Below are 17,208 nucleotides of genomic sequence, written 5' to 3'. Positions count from 1 at the left end.
CTAGCTTTGGTTTCCCCATTATAGCAAAAGGCAGCCTTGCTGTAGCAAGCCTAAAAAAGCGGCAAACTGCTTTTTACGCTTGCTTACTTCCTCCTGCCGGGCTTGCTATAATTGCTAGAGAAAAACGTAGAGAATCGAGGAGAAACCCATGATCCTGCACAAGGGAGAAGTCCTGTTTCGACAAGGAGAATCTGGACCGCTCTATCATCTGAAGAGCGGTCTGTTAAAAATCGTTCGGGTACATGCAGACGGAGCATTGACGCTGGTCAATATCATCGTTCCGGATGAGATCATTCCGCATCATTCGTTGATGAGCCCGAATCCCTATTACGGGACAGCAATCGCTCTCGTGACCTGTGAGGTCGAAGTGCTGTCTGCCCCGGATTGGTATCGCCATCTGGATGACCATCCGGAAAAGTGTCGTGATATCGCGCTACAGCTACAAGGGAAGCTGCGGATGATGCAGCAGCGTATCGACCAACTGACCGAAGTCTCTCCTGCTGAAAAGCTGCGCAAGCTCCAGCTTTGGTTTCAGACTTTCATTCCTGTCGTCTCGCTTTCGGAGTTGCTGACTCAGGATGAAATCGGTCAGCTCATCGGGCTTCGCCGAGAGACGGTAAATCGATTGCTGCGCGCTCAAACTGCGAATCGCGAGTAAGCTTGAGCTTTTTTCGTGAGAGCCTCTTTTATGCCAAGGTCGCTGCCGGACCAAAAAACTCAAAATGAATATCGTCTGCTGGTACTCCCCATTCCAACAAAGCACCATTGATCGTCTTCATGAATGGAATTGGACCACAGAAATAGTAGCTCGCCTCTTTTGTATCGATGACCTTTTGCAGCCACGGCAAGTCGATATACCCTTCTTTCTGGAAAGCACCGTTCACTCGATCTTGTTCGGTCGGCTGTGTATAGCACCAGTGAACAGAAAGCTGCGGATGTTTTGCGGCCAGTTCCTCTACTGCCTGCTTCATGGCATGCACATGTCCGTTTTTGGCAGCGTGAATGAAAGTGATTGGACGATCTGTTCCCGATTTGATCAGTGTGTTCAGCATGCTGATCATTGGGGTCAATCCTACACCACCACTGAGCAGCACAACCGGACGGCTGTCCTCTTGCTGTAAGGTGAAATCTCCAGCCGGAGCAGACAAATGCAGGCTATCTCCTTCCTTCACTTCCTCTGACAAATAAACGGATACTTTTCCTGCTGGCTTATCTTGCATCGCGTCCTCGCGTTTGACAGAAATGCGGTAGTATGCATTCCCTGGCGCATCAGAGAGGCTGTACTGGCGAATGTGTGTATATTGCTCGCCCGGTAATTCTACCTTGATGCTGACATACTGCCCTGGCTCATAGCTGGAAATCGGTTGACCATCCGCCGGAACCAGATAAAAGGAAGTGATTACGTCGCTTTCCTTCACCTTGCGTTGGACGATAAACTCTCTGAAATCTACCCATCCTCCAGGCTGCCCACTCGCCTCTTCATACATTTCGTGTTCTACACCGATGAAGGCATCCGCAATGACACCATACGCTTCCGCCCACGCCTGCAAAATCTCGTCCGTAGCGGCATCCCCAAGTACGTCTTTGATCGCGGCTAACAGGTTTTCTCCGACGATTGGGTAATGTTCGGCCTTCACTCCCAAGCTGCGGTGCTTGTGTCCAATCTGCTTCACTACAGGCAAAATCGTTTCCAGCTTATCAATATACAAAGCCGCAGCATACACCGCATTTGCCAGAGCTGTTTGCTGCCTTCCCTGCTTTTGATTGGCGTGGTTGAAAATATTAAGAAGCTCAGGGTGCTTAGCAAACATCATTTGATAAAAACGTTTTGTAATGGCAGTTCCGTGTACCTCTAGCACAGGAACGGTTGATTTTATGATTTCAATGGTTTTTGGGCTTAACATCGTAGAACCTCCTTGAAGTGCTTCGTTCTTTCTATATTTCAAGTGTACGGGAGGTTCAGAAATACACATGTGATTCTGGTCACAGGAAATAGAAACGATTTGTGACAACTGCAAAAGACCATAAGAAAAAGTCGTCCCCCAACTCTCTTGTTGCAAAAGAAACGATTGCCATGATAGCATATCAGCCAAATCTATCATTCCAACAAAAACACTGAAGGTGAATGAATGCTAACAGTAAACCGAGATGACGAGCGTCCAATCTGGCAGCAACTGCTGGACCAAGCGATCCATAATATTACCTCTGGAAAATGGCAGCCAGGTGAATTGCTACTACCCTCCCGCGAACTCGCTTCCTTAATTGGCGTTTCCCGTTCAACCATACAGATTGTTTATGAGGAGTTATTCAGCCGCGGATACACGGTAACCTCTCGTCGCGGTGGGACTAGAGTGAGCGAATGGACGTATGCAACTCGTCCTTCAGAAGATGCTGCGCCCGAAGGACCTGTTCCTCCCGAATTGCCTTTATTAAACGCTACAATCGGTCATTTGCACGGTTGGTTCGGGGACAAAGATAGCCAAAAGGTTGAGGTCGATTTCAGTCCCCATGAGCCATATTTGGACGAACATTTTCAAAAGATTTGGAGACGTTCGTTTTTACAGGCTTCCACAGAAACAAATCTGGACAATTGGGCTTATGGCAATCCCTATGGATACCAACCGCTACGTGAACAGATCCAACGATATTTGTCACTTGAACGGGGCGTTCATGTGACTATCGATCAAATCATGTTAACCTCAGGCGCACAACATAGCATTGATTTGATCGCCCAAGCCCTTTTACAAGAAGGAGATACCGTTTCTGTTGAAGATCCTGGCTTCCCTGCTGCCTGGATGGCAATGAAGTATCGGCATATGCAAGTTGTCTCCGTTCCAGTTGACGAGTACGGGTTATGCGTAGACCAGATTCATCCGGGGTCCAAGCTTGTCTATGTTACGCCATCGCACCAGTGTGCGGTTGGAGTCATTATGTCAGAACCTCGCAGGCAACAATTGTTACACATGGCTGCCGAGCAGCGGTTTTGGATCGTTGAGGATGATTACGACAGCGAATTTCGCTATCGTGGCGACCCGCTTCCCACCTTGTTCAGTCAGCGACCTCAGAACACGTTGTATATGATGAGTTTTTCCAAAATGATTGCTCCTGGTATTCGAATATCGGCAATCGTTGGTCCCAAAGAGGCCATTCGTCAGCTCGCCCACGTCCATGAATTAACCTATCGTCATCTTCCGATTATGGAACAATTAACGCTTACTCATTTTATTGAGCATGGGCATTTCATGCGCCATATGAGACGGGTTCGAAATGTATATCGGCGCAGACATGAAGCCATGACGAAGGCCATCATCACGACAGGTCTGAACGAACACTTCACGCTAAGCGGCGTGGAAACGGGGTTGTATATCCTTCTTGAAGCTGATAAATCGTTTGATGAAGACGCCGCGACGAACCTAGCAATCGAAAAAGGAATCCGAGTTTATCCACTTAGCAAGTATTGCTTGAAAAGCGCTCGAAAAGGATGGGTACTAGGCTTTGCTAAAGTAGACGAATCAACCATTGAAGAAGGCATTTTTCGTCTTGCGGAGATTACACGGTTTTACCAGGTTTGAACATTTTTTCATCTTCCATTTGATTTTCTTTCGCAGTGATATGATGTGGATCTATTCGGTACACCTGAACCGGACCACCGAATACTGCTGAACGGTATTTGTCTACGTGCTGCTTGGGTAAAGGCCGATTATAGTAGCCAGGCACATACTTATTCATCATTTCTTGCAGCATGTATGTAGCTTCATCCAGATCGTCTATTTGTTGGGCCCTGCCAAAAATCATTACACTCATATACGCTGTGTCTGTCTTGGCTGGCACCGGATCAGTAATCGTTCCATATTCTTCACAAACCGTAAAACAGACCTCTGGATTAGCATCCATAACCTGATTTCTTCTCCCGCCGTTGGCGCCATGGAAATAAAGCTTTCCATTTGTCCAAACAAAATTGAGCGGAACTACATACGGCAAATGACCATCGACCATTCCAAGATGTCCGATTCTAGCTTGCTGCAAAAATGTCTCAATCTTGTTCTTATCCAATACTTCTCTCATTTTGTAACGTACTCCATCCATCGTTATCACTCCTATTATTTAGATGCTGCAAGTTTATCAGCCGTTGGAGTGAAGATATACGTCCAAAACCACCAGATTGGAGCAATCCATAACTTATCGTCTAAAGCATGAAAAACGAAAAAGCTGCCGGAACATCCCGGCAGCAGGCATTTCTTATTACTCGGTATGATTGATTAAATGAGCAATTTCTTTCACTCTCTCCATTGTAATTCCTTCTCTTTGTTCAACTGCAAGTGGATGATTCGTATGTTCTAATTCTATTAAGGGAACCGCACCAACTTCTTGTGTATGTACCCATGTCTTTAAGGATAGGGTCGTTTCTGGATAAATGGAAAGTTCAGTCGATAACCAACCAAAATAAGGTTCTTCATTTTCTCTTCCTTCTACATGCAGCAATTCATTCGACCTCAAAAAGTTTTCTTCACTAAGAGAAACCCAAACACTCCATATCAATTTCTCATTTGTATCAATGATTGGTATTTCAATATGTCCTCTAATAAAGAAATGCTGTTCATCAATTACACAAAAGTCCCTGATTAATTCTGTTCGTTTCTCTTCTGGTACCATGTAAAAATAATGTGGCGCTTCTATTCCGTAACAGAAAGGAAGTTCATTTAATTCGTTGTTACAGTGAGGGCATTTCATGTTTTTTGCTCCTTATCGTTTCTCGCCGATTTTTTATTTACATTACCACATATTTCATTACATGGATCATCTCCCATGCTACAAAAAAAAGATCATCCCCAATCTAGCTGGAATGATCTCAATGTTTCCCTTACAAAATTAGCTATGTTGTCTATGTCATTAATATCGAAAAATGGCAGCCCCGGCTGACGCTTGTCTGACCAACCTACGATCCCTACCAAATTTGTAATAATCGATAAGAGCTCCTCATCTTCTGGCCAGCGAAGCAAAGCGAGCTTGGGATAGCCTTCACGCTTGAAGCCTTCTACCAAAATGAGCTGGGCTCCGGCTTCTGCCAAGCGCTGGACAAGGACGGACAGCTCCTGCGGTTTTTGCTCCACGATGGCTGTCTTCGTTTTGGATGTGATCGCGACCAGAGAGGCTCCGGCTTCACGATAACGCCATGTGTCCTTCCCTGGCTGATCCCACTCAAAATCGTGTCCTCCATCATGCTTGATGACCCCGACTCTTATCCCTGCTTTTTCGAGGATCGGAATGAGCTTGGTGAGCAACGTCGTCTTGCCACTGTTCGAATAACCGACAATCTGCAAAACACAAGGTGGCTTGACCATTTGCTATCCCTCTCTTCTCCAGGTTGGGGCAGCATGCGTGAGAACATCAACCAGCTCTCCTGCTTTTTTCCCGCTTCCCCCGGCTGGTATGATCATAAAGCATTCGCTGTCCTTCAACGTCCCCAGATTCCCTGCCTTTTCATTGAAATCAGGGATCGCGTGCAAAACCCCATCTTTTTCGAGGAGCTTCCCTCGCAGATAACGCGGGTATGGACAAGGCTTCTTATAATCGACGCCTAGTCTCGCCTTTATCACCTGTTGCACCACATGGGCTTCCCCCGAGATGCGACGAATGGCTGCTCGCCCAAATAGCTCAAACCCGAGAAAACAGGCACCCGGATTACCTGATAGAGCAATTAAAGGCTTGCCTTCCATGATCATGGCTGTCGTCGGGCTTCCCGGACGTATTGCGATTCGGTTGAACAAAAGCTCCACCTCAGGCTCATCCACTAAAGCCGCGATCACATCAAAATCCCCAACGGACACACCGCCGCTGGAAATGACCAGATCCACGTCCCGCAAGCATTCACTGATTTTCGCCTTTGCCACCGACAAATCATCCGGCAATCTTGAAAACGAAACAGGGATGCCCCCTGCCTCAGCAATCAAGGCAGTCAGCATCACTGTATTACTGTTGCGAATTTTGCCTGGAGCAAGCGGCTGATCAATCTCCAACAGCTCGCTTCCAGTCGAAATCAGACCGACACGCGGCTTGCAGTACACCTCTACCTGCGAATAGCCAAACGTAGCCAAACTGGCAAGAGTACCTGCGTTAATCCGCTCTCCCGCCTTTGCAATGATCGTTCCTGTGGCCATCTCTTCACCGCGACGCGATACATTTTCCCCAGGCTTCATCTCCCGCTTGATCCGTACGGTATCCGCCTCTTCGGCTGGGTTGTACGTTTGCTCAAACATGATGACCGCATCCGCACCCGCAGGCATCATCGCACCCGTCATGATCCGCGTAGCGTAGCCTTTTTTCAATTCTCTAGTAGGTACCTGCCCGGCCGCAACCGTCTCTAGCACTGTTAGCGTAATCGCGTGGTCAACGGAGGCCCCAACCGTATCCGCAGCTCTCACGGCAAAACCATCCAGCGGCGAGCGGTCAAAGTGCGGCAAATCGTATGTTGCACGTAGATCAGAGGCCAGTATCCGCCCGTATGCCTCTCCGATCTGCACTTGTTCCGTTCTCCCTGTCAGCAATTTTGCCAACAGCTTGCTCATCGCTTCTTCAACCGAGAGTGTTTGTCGCGAAAAACGCATGGCTTGTTCCTCCTAATCTTGACCACCCATTGCTGCAGCTCGTCAGCCGACGTTTACTTCCAAATCTTCTACTTCTCTCTCCACGTATTTCAAATCTTTATTGGCGTGGAAAGTGTCCGCTTTTTCAACCTTCACGGCTGTATTGTATTCGGGAATACCTGCGTATGTCTCGTATACACCCTTTGGAATGAGTACGTTTCCTTCCGGCCAGTGTACTTGAATGTTGCCGCGTCTGGTGTCCTCGAATTTGGCACGTCCTTGGAACGTTCCATATTTATTGTAAACGACGATATTTTCGCCTTCTGCAATGCGCAGTTCTTTTGCATCCTCTGCATTGATCAGGATATCATAACGGTCCGCATTGTTGAACGGGTCTTTCTGGCTGTAAATCATCGAGTTGAACTGCTTACCGCGACGAGTTGTTACATAGAAGTGTCCCTCTGGCTTGTTCAAATCGGGAATTTCAATCGGAATCAGATTCGCTCGGCCATCTTGTGTCGGGCATACGCCGCCTTCACACAACCATGCCCCGCCCCATTGGAAAACATCTCCGCGGTTTTTCAGATGCTGGATACCATCGTAGTTCGGATTCGCCTGGGCAATCTCTGCGCGAATTTCAGCTGCGCTTGAGAAGTGCATCAGATGCTTTTTCTCTGGATTTACCCGTGCCGCCAGATCTACGTAAATCTCCCATTCCGAACGCGCTTCTTCAATACGTGGCCCTTCCACTTCGGCACTGAAGTAGACCATACGCTCTGTACTAGTCGAAGTACCGCCACCCGGCTGCTCGTATCGAGTCATCGCTGGCAGTACGATTACTTCTTCCTTCGCGTCCACCAACGTAGATGTATTGAAAATGATGTCCTGATGTACACGTACTTCTATGCTCTCCAAGCATTTTTGCATGAAGTCCGGATCTGGCATCGTCTCCAGGAAGTTGCCGCCACTCGTATAGAACAATCTGGTCTTGCGCTCATGCCCATCTGGCAACACGGCATTCTCCAAAGAAATACCGACGATATCTCCTTGCCATTTCGGGATTGGGAAATTCCAAATTTTTTCAATGCGGTTCCAGGATTTTTCTTCAAAATCTCCACCTGGCAAGCTGAACGGATCAGCACCCATTTCACCGGAGCCCTGTACGCCGGAGTGTCCGCGAATCGGCATGAGACCAGTGTGCTTGCGACCCAAGAACCCACGAAGGATGGCCAGATTGGCTACTTGAGAAATATTGTCCGTACCGAATTTGTGCTGGGTCAGACCCATACTCCATACGAATACACCATTTTTGGAGTTGGCGAGCAGTTGCGCGAATTCTTTGATACGCTCGCGGCTGAGACCGGAGGATTCTACGATTTTCTCCCACGATTCATTCATCACATGCTTGCGCAGCTCTTCGATTCCGTTCGCGTGCTCCTTGATGAATTCATGGTTGATCGCAGAGCCTGGCTTGGCTTCCTCCATCTCGAACCAAATCTTCATCACGCCGTTCATGAATGCAATGTCGCCGCCAATGTTCACTTGGTAGAAATCGTCCGCAATCTTCGTTCCGAACAAAGCACTATCCGGTACAGATGGAATCCAGTACTTCTCCATCGCTGGCTCTTTGTACGGGTTGATCAGGATGATTTTCGTTCCTGCTTTTTTCGCAGCATACATGTATTTCGTCGATACAGGCTGGTTGTTACCTGGTACAGAGCCCCAGAATACGAGCACATCGGTACCGATCCAATCCTGATAGTTACAGCTCGATGCACCAATTCCAACCGAACGCTTCAATGCTGTCTTACTCGGTGAGTGACAAATACGCGATGCGTTGTCGATGTTGTTGGTTCCGAGGAAACGAGCCATTTTAGCTGCCGTGTAATATACCTCGTTGGTAATCCCACGAGCGGTCAAGAAAAAGGCCAACTGTTTCGGGCTGATGTTTTTGATTTTTCTCGCGATGCGGTTTAACGCTTCATCCCAGCTAATGCGGGTGAACTTGTTTTCGCCTGGCTTTCTTGAAAGCGGATACGGAATTCTTCCCAGCTTGCGTAATTCTTCGCTAGACAGCTTGCGCAGGGCATTCACGTCTTCAAACCATTTGGCATCCATGGCAGGCATGGTATTGAGGCGCAGTACGTTCAGTCGTGTAGTGCACAAATGCGGACCAGTCAACGTCTGATCGTAGAGACCGGATACGCCGAGAGCGCAGCCATCACATACCCCTTGCGTCAAAATGCGATAGGCATACCCCAAATTATCGCGATTGTCATAGGCCACCTTCATCGTATCGCGAATGTGATGCGGTTTGATTTTTCCGAGTCCCATCGGCATCAGTGAAGCCCATAAGGAAGGCTTCCACGAAGTATCCAGCTTAATTGGTCCGCCATGCTTGGTCTTGCCCATTTCTTTTGTCTCCCCTCTAATAAACTCCATTGAGACGAAAAAACCACCATGAAACCGTCCCTTGTCCTATAGGAAAAGAGCGTGTTCACGGTGGTTGTCTACGGCAGGTTCGCTACCTAGTCTCAACTTCGTGTTTGCTTTTGCGAATTCCGTTACGTCTAAGCCGGTGAACAGGAACGCTGCTTCGTTTAGACTTACGGTTCGTTTTTCATTCTTTTTTCGATGTCTTGATCAAAAACAAAGATCGACATTCCAAAATCCCGTTCAATGTCAATATCGACGAATAGATCAACGAGTTTTGCTCCAAGAAACGCTTCCATGTCAACTGGCTGGTGTTTCCGATAGATCTCTTTGACCATTTCGGTTCGGGCAGCTCGTAATGTCTGCTTTCCGTCTTCCGAAGTGGCGATGAACTTTTCCACCGGAGAAAGGTTGCCTTCCATCTCGCAAATCGCCCAGTTCTTGCAGAACGTGGTGCTGATCTTGCTAGGTCCCTTTCCCATATGGCGCTTTCGGAAAGCTCTGACCAAATTACTGAATTCTGCTTCGAACTTATTCATCGAGGAAAATCACCTTTACTTCAAATCATTCTCTACTTAAACTTTACCATTGATTAACTAGCCAATTCAACAGACTTTTCTCTTTGTTTGGCTTCTTCCTTTAGTTTTTTGATATCCAGACGGACTAATAGCGAGATCACGAGAGCGACAACGAACATCCCTGCGAAAACACTCATGGTTCCGGTATAGCTATCTGTCGTCTTGCGAACCCATGCTGCAAAGATCGGTCCTGCCAAGCCGGCAGCAGCCCATGCCGTCAAAATGTAGCCGTGAATCGCGCCCAATTGCTTCGTTCCAAACAAGTCACCAATGTAAGCCGGAATGGATGCAAAGCCACCACCGTAACAGGTCATAATGATAAACATCGCGACCATGAACAGGATTGGATTGGACATATTCGGTAACAGGAAGAACAATACCATTTGGATGGCAAAGAAAGCTGTGTACGTATTTGGTCGTCCAATGAAATCAGACAGAGACGCCCATCCGATTCGTCCACCACCGTTGAACAAACCGTTTAGCCCTACCATCAGAGCTGCTGTTCCGACAGACATGCCCACCATTTCTTGCGCCATCGGCGATGCTACCGAAATAACGGCGATTCCACATGTCACGTTGATAAAAAGCATCAACCACAGCCAGTAAAAACGGCGTGTCTTGATCGCTTCGTTGGCAGTTAATTGGCACAAATCTTTTTTGATTTGCTTGCTGCCAGCTGTTCCCTCAGCGGAAAATCCAGCCGGTACCCAACCTTTTGGAGGTGGAGCCAAATATTGAGCCGAGGCCAACATTACAACGAAATAAATAATGCCCAAAATATAAAAGGTGTTCGCAATTCCTACATTTGCAATCAAGGCGTTCATAATTGGACTGGCAATCATGGAAGCAAAGCCGAAGCCCATAATCGCAAGACCTGTTGCTAAACCTCGGCGATCCGGAAACCATTTGACCAACGTCGATACGGGCGTAATATACCCTACACCAAGACCAATACCGCCAAGTACCCCATAACACAAGTACAAGAGAGGCAAACTGCTCAATTGAATCGCCAAGCCAGCCCCGACAGTTCCTACTCCAAAAAAGATAGATGCGAGAATGCCAGCTTTGCGTGGGCCATGCTTTTCTACATAATGACCGAGGAAGGCAGCAGACAGCCCCAAGAACAAGATCGCAATACTAAACGTAAATTGAACGTCTGGCAAGTCCCAGCCGAACTGCTCGGTAATTGGCTTGGTGAATACACTCCATGCGTATACCGATCCAATCGAGATGTGGATGCCTACCGCAGCCAACGCAATGAGCCAGCGGTTTTTCACTTTTTGTTCCAAATCATTCATCTCCTTCGCAATGGTCTTTAGCATGCTGTGGATCCATCAGCAGCCTTCGAAAAAAAGAAAAACTGCTGATTTCACCGACTCACCCAGGTCTCCACAAATGGAAACGAGGGCTACGATGAAACACAGCAGTTAATCATCAGCAGGAACGCTACATCAGCATCAACAAGCATTGTGTTCACTATGTAATTCGCTGCAAGGCTACAAAATAATCGGTGGCAGGGTCGCTGCTCCGTGTCAATCTGTCCTTACGCTATGAATACATGAAAAGACGAAAATTTTATGACACTTTTCATCTCACATAGTATACTACCATGTAAGCGTTCACTCGACAATATTTTCCTCACAAAATAGCCATGAAACCTTCATGAATTCGACAAAAAGGAGGCCCGTATGTCCGAACTAACCATCACCACCCGATTGCCCGTGTTGAAAATTACGGCTGACCAACATGGCTGGGAAGACGACGAAATCGTTACCGAATACCCCCTCACGATTTTCCTTAATGATGAGGAATTCGCTACAATCGTATGTACCCCAGCCGACCTGGAAGAAATGGTCATTGGGTTTCTCGCAGCCGAGGGTGTCATCAAGAGCTACTCGGAAATCAAACAGCTTACGCTTAATAAGGCCCAAGGGTTTGCTTACGTTGATTTACATAAAGAAACGATTTTGTCGCAGAGCTTTTACTCCAAACGCAGAATTACTTCCTGCTGCGGAAAAAGCAGACAATCCTTTTACTTTTTTAGCGATGCGCGCACAGCAAAGCCCGTTGAAAGCACAACAACTGTCACTCCCGCTCAATGCATGCGCCTGATGAAAGAATTGCAAGCGTCGTCTGATATCCACCGCCAAACAGGTGGCGTCCACAATGCAGCCCTCTGTACACCGGATGAAATTTTGCTTCAGTACTCCGACATCGGACGTCACAATGCTCTCGACAAGATCTACGGGAAATGCTTGCGAGATAACATTTCCACCACGGACAAAATTCTTGTATTCAGTGGACGCATCTCATCTGAAGTGCTGCTCAAGGCTGCCAAAATTGGCGCTGGCATCATTTTGTCCAAGTCCGCTCCAACTGATCTCGCCCTGCAATTGGCAGATGAACTGAAGCTCACCGCAGTCGGATTTATCCGCAATGACAAAATGAACGTGTATACACAAGCAAAGAGAATCCTCCTACCTTAAAGGAGGATTCGGATTCAATCAAAAGCGGGACAAGCTCAGAGCCTTCCCGCTTTTTTTATGTTTTTCTCATCTGGTAATCTCAAAGCCTGAGATAGCCTCTCGGTTTTTTGTTCTTTGTACGTGGGAATTTTTTATTTGCAGCAGCAATGCTTCTTTTTGTGATGCTTGCAGTGATCGTCATCATCTTCGTCCTCGTCATCTTCTTCATCTTTGTCTTTGTCTTCGTCGTCGTCCTCTTCTTCGTCTTCATCATCTATCTCATGCTTCTTGCAACAGTGGTGGTCATGTTTTTTAAAGCATTTGCAATCATGGCGCTTGCAACAACAGCAGTGATCGTGGCAATGTTCATGCTTTTTGCAGCAGCAATGCGGCTCATCGTAATGACTCTGTTTTTTGCAGCAGCAGTGAGGCTCATAGTAATCGTCGTGTTTCTTGCAGCAGCAGTGGTGGTCGTAATACTTGTCGTATTTTTTGCCACAGCAGTGGTGGTCGTAATACTTGTCGTGCTTTTTGCTGCAACAGTGGTGGTCGTAATAGTTGTCGTGCTTTTTGCTGCAACAGTGGTGACCGTAGTGTTTACCCTGTTTTTTGCACTTTCTTGTCATTGAGCTCCCTCCTTTCGTTAGCCATCACTACTATTCATACGGTTTGTCCAGAGAAACGCTTGTATGATAGCCCTCTATGTAAAGCCCCTTTTTTCCAAACAAAAAACAGGACATACCTTAAGCATGTCCTGTCTTTCTGCGTTTTTCTTCAAGTTTAGCCTGTTCGTACTCTTCCGGCGTGTTGACATTAAAAGCAGCCCAAGGGTCCAACCATTCATCAGGCATGGGCACCACGCGCAGTTCATCTAATGTCCGCATTAGTTTTCGCTGTCCATGCAACAGCGCCTGCTCCCAATTAGGCTGCGTTCTCCGATGGTACACAGCACATAATGGATGGATTCGTCCCTCTGATTGGGCGACAATCACGTCCCAATCGGTTCTCTCTCTCGCAAATTCAATGAGTCTGGCGATTTGCCCACGATCCATAAAAGGAAGGTCACAGGATAGCACCAGCAAAGCATCCTCGGAACTTACGCGAAAGGCAGTAACCAGTCCACTTACAGGACCGCAGGATGGTACCAGGTCAGGTGTAATTATGACGGGCTGTTCATCAATTTGTTCCTTTTGTGTCACTTGAGTGTCCGAAAAATCGTTCGCTACAATGAAACAAGACAAGCCAACCGCCTGTATTTCTTTTACAAGCTCTGTTAAAAAGGTTCCGTCCCTCCACGGTAAGTTTTGCTTTGGCGAGCCCATTCTGCTGCTTTTCCCGCCAGCTAAAATAACCGCACCGATACGCAACTGCTGCATAAATTTCCTCCCGGGTGTTGACAATACTCCTTATTAGTTTATAATAAGTTTAACAAAAGAATTATTATAAACAAGGAGAGATTCTCGATGGAAAACACACTCTATAGCGCATTAAATAAACAAGTGGCGAACTGGACAGTCCTCTATACGAAACTACACAATTTTCACTGGAATGTAAAAGGACCTCACTTCTTTACGCTCCACGCAAAATTTGAGGAATTGTACAACGAAGCAGCAGCGAATCTTGATTCCCTTGCTGAACGTGTCCTCTCCATCGGTGGAAAGCCTGTAGCGACTTTGGCTGCATGTCTGAACACAGCGAGCATCACCGAAGCAGAAGGAAGCGAAACAGCCGAGCAAATGGTAGAAACGATCGCGAGAGACTTCTCCATTCTCGTAGACGAGCTGAAGCTGGCTATGGAAACGGCGGACCAAGCCGACGATGAAGCGACAGCCGATATGCTGTTGGGAATCCGCAGCAGCCTGGAAAAACACATTTGGATGCTCAAATCCTTCTTGCAATAAGCAAGTAAATCAATAGACACCAAAAGGCGATTGTGCATAGACACATCGCCTTTTTTGGGTCTTGTCTCCCGTGGAACTGCCTATCTCCCCCTGGTTGCCTAGAGTGAAAAAATCAGTTTCCGCCCGTCCTTTTCTACTTTTACTTGGGGTAGATACTTTAATGACTTCTGTACACCTATGTAGGGACTCGCAAACTCTACCTGGTGCCGTGCTTTCAACACGGAACAGAGATCAGCCAATGACATCGGAGACATCGCTTCCCTCAACAGGTTTTCGATGTGCTTTGCAACTTCCAAATAATCGTGACGGATGTGCGCCTTTCTCACCTTCATACGCTTCATCAGATCATCGGAAAATTCCTCTGTCGACATAGCTGTATCTTCTGAGCTTTCATCGTCTCCGATCCCGGCTTCGTTATCCAACTCGCGAATGCGGCTCAAAAGCTGCTTGATGTCAGCTCCCAACTGCTTGTCCTGATCGACATACTGTCGACGCAGTGCCATACGCTGCTCTAGCATGGCCTGCAATGTCATTTGTAACGCTTTCCGTTCGTTAAACATTGCGTTATGTATTCCCCTTTTCGCAAAAAGTAGAATGATGAAATTATACCCAATGATAATATAATTCTCACTAGTTGGAAATGGGAAATTGAAGTGCCCAATTTAGCAACTAAAAATAGCTTTTTACAAAGCCGTAATCTGCTTTCGTAAAAAGCTATCTGCGTTTTTTAAGGTTATTTACAGATTGTTCAATGAGAGAGTGTAATCAGACTTTCCAATAGACCAGAGTCTTATATAGTATGTTTCACCAGCAACTACATCGAATTCTGCTTCACCAGAACTCATTGCAAGAGTGGTATTTGTGTCTGAAGTCATTACAACGTATGGAACAGCTGATGCTTCCTTATTCGTAAGGCTCGTACTCATTTTTCCGGTTTGGTTTGCTACAAAAACAAAATGATCAAAATCACTGTTTCCCGCTTGCCCTGAGATAGAGGAGTTAACCTCTAAAGTATCCGCTGTTGCAATAGTATCGTTAGGTTCTGTTTCCGTATTCGCAGCAAATGCGGATGAGGATAGTGCAAATACTAGTGTCAATGCGAGTAAGATTTTTTTCACGATGATTGCCTCCTATATTATGGAATAATTGGAATATACCATTTTATTCAATATTTGTCAAAACATAATGCTTTTTGCCTATATTTGTTGTTTTGTGTAGACTCTCATAAAAATTTTGTCGAGGTATAGCCACTCAGTGCTTTAAGAAGCTTCCAAGTTGTCCCCATACGTTCCAAAATAAAAAGATAGCTTTTTACAAAGCCATAATCTGCTTTCGTAAAAAGCTATCTGCGTTTTTTAAAGGCTAATTACAGATTGTTCAATGAGAGTGTGTAATCGGATTTTCCAAAAGAAATGAGTTTTATGTAGTATGTTTCACCAGCAACAACTTCAAATTCTGCTTCACCGGAACTCTCTGCAAGGCTGGTAGTTTTGTCTGAAGCCAATACAACGTACGGAACTACTGATTGGTTCTTATTGGTAAGGTTCGTTTTCATTTTTCCGGTTTGGTTTGCTACAAAAACAAAAATATCTACATCGCTGTTATCTGCTTTCCCTGAGATAGAGGAGTTAACCTCTAAAGTATCCGCTGTTGCAATAGTATCGTTAGGCTCTGTTTCCGTATTCGCAGCAAATGCGGATGAGGATAGTGCAAATACTAGTGTCAATGCGAGCAAGATTTTTTTCACGATGATTGCCTCCTATATTATGGAATAATTGGAATATACCATTTTATTCAATTTTTGTCAAAACATAATGCTTTTTGCCTATATTTGTTGTTTTGTGTGGACTCTCATAAAAATTTGTCGAGGTATAGCATAACCAACAGAATCCACCAAAAAAGACCCATCCAAAAATGGACAGGTCTCGTTCCCCTACGTATTTCTATTACATCATCAAGCTGCTTTCTCTTCACTCAATCGATCCGTAATCACCGCAATCGCACCATCACCGGTTACGTTACAAGCGGTACCAAAGCTATCTTGAGCGATGTACAGCGCAATCATCAACGAAGTCAACGTGGTAGTAAATCCGAGCATCGACTCCATCAATCCGAGTGCCGCCATGACTGCGCCGCCCGGCACACCTGGTGCAGCGATCATCGTTACGCCCAGCATCAAGATGAACGGAAACATCACGCCAAAGGATGTCGTCATGTCATTTAGCATCATGACTGCCATGGAACAGCTGACAAGCGTAATCGTGCTTCCGGAAAGATGAATCGTCGCACAGAGTGGAACGACGAAATCCGCGATCTTTTCGCTCACACCGTTTTTCTTGGTCTGGCTCAGTGTCACAGGAATGGTGGCTGCCGATGATTGTGTTCCAATCGCTGTGAAGTAAGCGGGAAGCATATTTTTCAGCAGCGTGAATGGGTTTTTGCGTCCCATCTGGCCCGCTATCAAGTACTGCACGAACAGATAGAATAGATGCAAGACAATAATCATAACGAAAACTTTAACAAACACGGACAAAATCATCGTGACTTGTCCACCATAGGTCAGGTTGGAAAATACAGACAGGATATGTAATGGAAGCAACGGGATAATGACGGAAGCGATCAGCTTCTCTACGATATCTCTCAAGTCTACCATCACCTTTTGCAGGGCGCTCCCCTTGATGACAGTCGCTCCAAGACCAAGGGTGAAGGCGAGCAACAATGCTGTCATCACACCTACAATCGGCGGCATGTCCACAGTAAAGAACGGCTTTACCAGTGCTTCCTCCGGATTGGCATACTGATTCACCAGTCCACCTACCTCAAGAATGTGTGGAAAAATACTCGTACTGACCAAATAAGCGAGTGCTCCTGCAAGGATCGTAGACAAGTAAGCAACCCCTGTGGTTACCCCAAGCAAACGCCCTGCCCCTTTGCCCAGCTCACCAATGCCTGGCGCGATAAATCCAATGATAATCAACGGAATCGCAAATCCGAGGAAATTTCCAAATAGGCCACTAAATGTAGCCAATCCTTTCACAACCCAAATCGGCGAGATGGAGCCGATCCCGATCCCAAGGACAATGGCGATCAGAATTTTGGGTAGTAAACCTAACTGTTTCATGACTTGAACCCCCGTTACGTGTTGTAAATAATGTCCACGTGGAATGGATTATGTCTCTTTTACATGGACTAATGAATAACAAGGTAACACATCCGGGATGAGATTGTCATGAATCATAAAAAAGTA

18 protein-coding genes are annotated in these 17,208 nt (G+C 46.4%); 5 read left to right on the top strand and 13 right to left on the bottom strand.

Annotation, left to right across the window (positions count from 1 at the left end):
* Positions 1–148 precede the first annotated feature (148 nt).
* Positions 149–658 (top strand): Crp/Fnr family transcriptional regulator, encoded by a 510-nt coding sequence (locus HP568_RS19145; protein WP_173629944.1) that lies wholly within the window; start codon positions 149–151, stop codon positions 656–658.
* Positions 659–686: 28 nt separating this feature from the next.
* Here the strand turns inward: HP568_RS19145 and hmpA are convergent, their stop codons facing one another.
* Complete coding sequence (gene hmpA, locus HP568_RS19140; RefSeq protein WP_173629943.1) at positions 687–1,904, bottom strand: NO-inducible flavohemoprotein; 1,218 nt, start codon at positions 1,902–1,904, stop codon at positions 687–689.
* A 225-nt stretch (positions 1,905–2,129) separates the two neighbouring features.
* On the opposite strand from hmpA, the gene pdxR reads away from it, so the two are divergent.
* Positions 2,130–3,572, top strand: coding sequence for a MocR-like pyridoxine biosynthesis transcription factor PdxR (gene pdxR, locus HP568_RS19135; RefSeq protein WP_173629942.1), 1,443 nt, complete (start codon positions 2,130–2,132; stop codon positions 3,570–3,572).
* On the opposite strand, the gene HP568_RS19130 is transcribed toward pdxR, so the two are convergent.
* The 7 genes from HP568_RS19130 to HP568_RS19100 all read right to left on the bottom strand — a co-directional run bounded on the left by HP568_RS19130 (position 3,550) and on the right by HP568_RS19100 (position 10,884).
* On the bottom strand, positions 3,550–4,086 hold the full coding sequence (locus HP568_RS19130; protein WP_048031513.1) for a pyridoxamine 5'-phosphate oxidase family protein: 537 nt from the start codon (positions 4,084–4,086) through the stop codon (positions 3,550–3,552). The two genes, pdxR and HP568_RS19130, sit on opposite strands and share 23 nt — an antisense overlap.
* Before the next feature lie 156 nt (positions 4,087–4,242).
* On the bottom strand, positions 4,243–4,731 hold the full coding sequence (locus HP568_RS19125; RefSeq protein ID WP_048031512.1) for a DUF2199 domain-containing protein: 489 nt from the start codon (positions 4,729–4,731) through the stop codon (positions 4,243–4,245).
* A 92-nt stretch (positions 4,732–4,823) separates the two neighbouring features.
* Positions 4,824–5,342, bottom strand: a complete 519-nt coding sequence (gene mobB, locus HP568_RS19120) for a molybdopterin-guanine dinucleotide biosynthesis protein B (RefSeq protein ID WP_048031511.1) — start codon at positions 5,340–5,342, stop codon at positions 4,824–4,826.
* Positions 5,343–5,345: 3 nt separating this feature from the next.
* Positions 5,346–6,605: a molybdopterin molybdotransferase MoeA gene (locus tag HP568_RS19115; protein WP_173629941.1), complete on the bottom strand. Its 1,260-nt coding sequence runs from the start codon at positions 6,603–6,605 to the stop codon at positions 5,346–5,348.
* 42 nt (positions 6,606–6,647) lie between these two features.
* Positions 6,648–8,996: an FdhF/YdeP family oxidoreductase gene (locus HP568_RS19110; RefSeq protein WP_048031509.1), complete on the bottom strand. Its 2,349-nt coding sequence runs from the start codon at positions 8,994–8,996 to the stop codon at positions 6,648–6,650.
* 194 nt (positions 8,997–9,190) lie between these two features.
* Complete coding sequence (locus HP568_RS19105; protein ID WP_007722503.1) at positions 9,191–9,556, bottom strand: Na-translocating system protein MpsC family protein; 366 nt, start codon at positions 9,554–9,556, stop codon at positions 9,191–9,193.
* A gap of 53 nt (positions 9,557–9,609) precedes the next feature.
* Positions 9,610–10,884: an L-lactate MFS transporter gene (locus HP568_RS19100; RefSeq protein ID WP_304412535.1), complete on the bottom strand. Its 1,275-nt coding sequence runs from the start codon at positions 10,882–10,884 to the stop codon at positions 9,610–9,612.
* A gap of 399 nt (positions 10,885–11,283) precedes the next feature.
* On the opposite strand from HP568_RS19100, the gene fdhD reads away from it, so the two are divergent.
* Positions 11,284–12,081 (top strand): formate dehydrogenase accessory sulfurtransferase FdhD, encoded by a 798-nt coding sequence (gene fdhD / locus HP568_RS19095; RefSeq protein WP_173629940.1) that lies wholly within the window; start codon positions 11,284–11,286, stop codon positions 12,079–12,081.
* A gap of 107 nt (positions 12,082–12,188) precedes the next feature.
* Positions 12,189–12,689: a hypothetical protein gene (locus HP568_RS19090; protein ID WP_217366669.1), complete on the top strand. Its 501-nt coding sequence runs from the start codon at positions 12,189–12,191 to the stop codon at positions 12,687–12,689.
* A 114-nt stretch (positions 12,690–12,803) separates the two neighbouring features.
* Here the strand turns inward: HP568_RS19090 and mobA are convergent, their stop codons facing one another.
* The gene (mobA, locus tag HP568_RS19085) at positions 12,804–13,436 is read right to left on the bottom strand and encodes a molybdenum cofactor guanylyltransferase (RefSeq protein ID WP_048031505.1); all 633 of its coding nucleotides are present in this window, start codon (positions 13,434–13,436) and stop codon (positions 12,804–12,806) included.
* 87 nt (positions 13,437–13,523) lie between these two features.
* On the opposite strand from mobA, the gene HP568_RS19080 reads away from it, so the two are divergent.
* Positions 13,524–13,961, top strand: coding sequence for a Dps family protein (locus HP568_RS19080; protein ID WP_048031504.1), 438 nt, complete (start codon positions 13,524–13,526; stop codon positions 13,959–13,961).
* Between the two features lie 98 nt (positions 13,962–14,059).
* Here HP568_RS19080 and HP568_RS19075 read toward each other — a convergent pair whose 3' ends face one another.
* From HP568_RS19075 to HP568_RS19060, 4 genes are all read right to left on the bottom strand, one after another.
* Positions 14,060–14,521, bottom strand: coding sequence for a hypothetical protein (locus HP568_RS19075; RefSeq protein WP_048031503.1), 462 nt, complete (start codon positions 14,519–14,521; stop codon positions 14,060–14,062).
* 177 nt (positions 14,522–14,698) lie between these two features.
* Positions 14,699–15,079, bottom strand: a complete 381-nt coding sequence (locus HP568_RS19070) for a hypothetical protein (protein ID WP_173629938.1) — start codon at positions 15,077–15,079, stop codon at positions 14,699–14,701.
* 248 nt (positions 15,080–15,327) lie between these two features.
* A complete protein-coding gene (locus HP568_RS19065; RefSeq protein WP_048031501.1) occupies positions 15,328–15,708 on the bottom strand; it encodes a hypothetical protein in 381 nt (126 codons plus the stop codon).
* A 207-nt stretch (positions 15,709–15,915) separates the two neighbouring features.
* The gene (locus tag HP568_RS19060) at positions 15,916–17,082 is read right to left on the bottom strand and encodes a dicarboxylate/amino acid:cation symporter (RefSeq protein WP_173629937.1); all 1,167 of its coding nucleotides are present in this window, start codon (positions 17,080–17,082) and stop codon (positions 15,916–15,918) included.
* Between the last annotated feature and the right edge of the window lie 126 nt (positions 17,083–17,208).

Source organism: Brevibacillus sp. MS2.2, assembly GCF_013284345.1.
GTDB lineage: Bacteria > Bacillota > Bacilli > Brevibacillales > Brevibacillaceae > Brevibacillus > Brevibacillus brevis_C.
The sequence above is the reverse complement of the archived record's forward strand: the minus strand, read 5'-3'. Positions and strand labels throughout refer to the sequence as shown.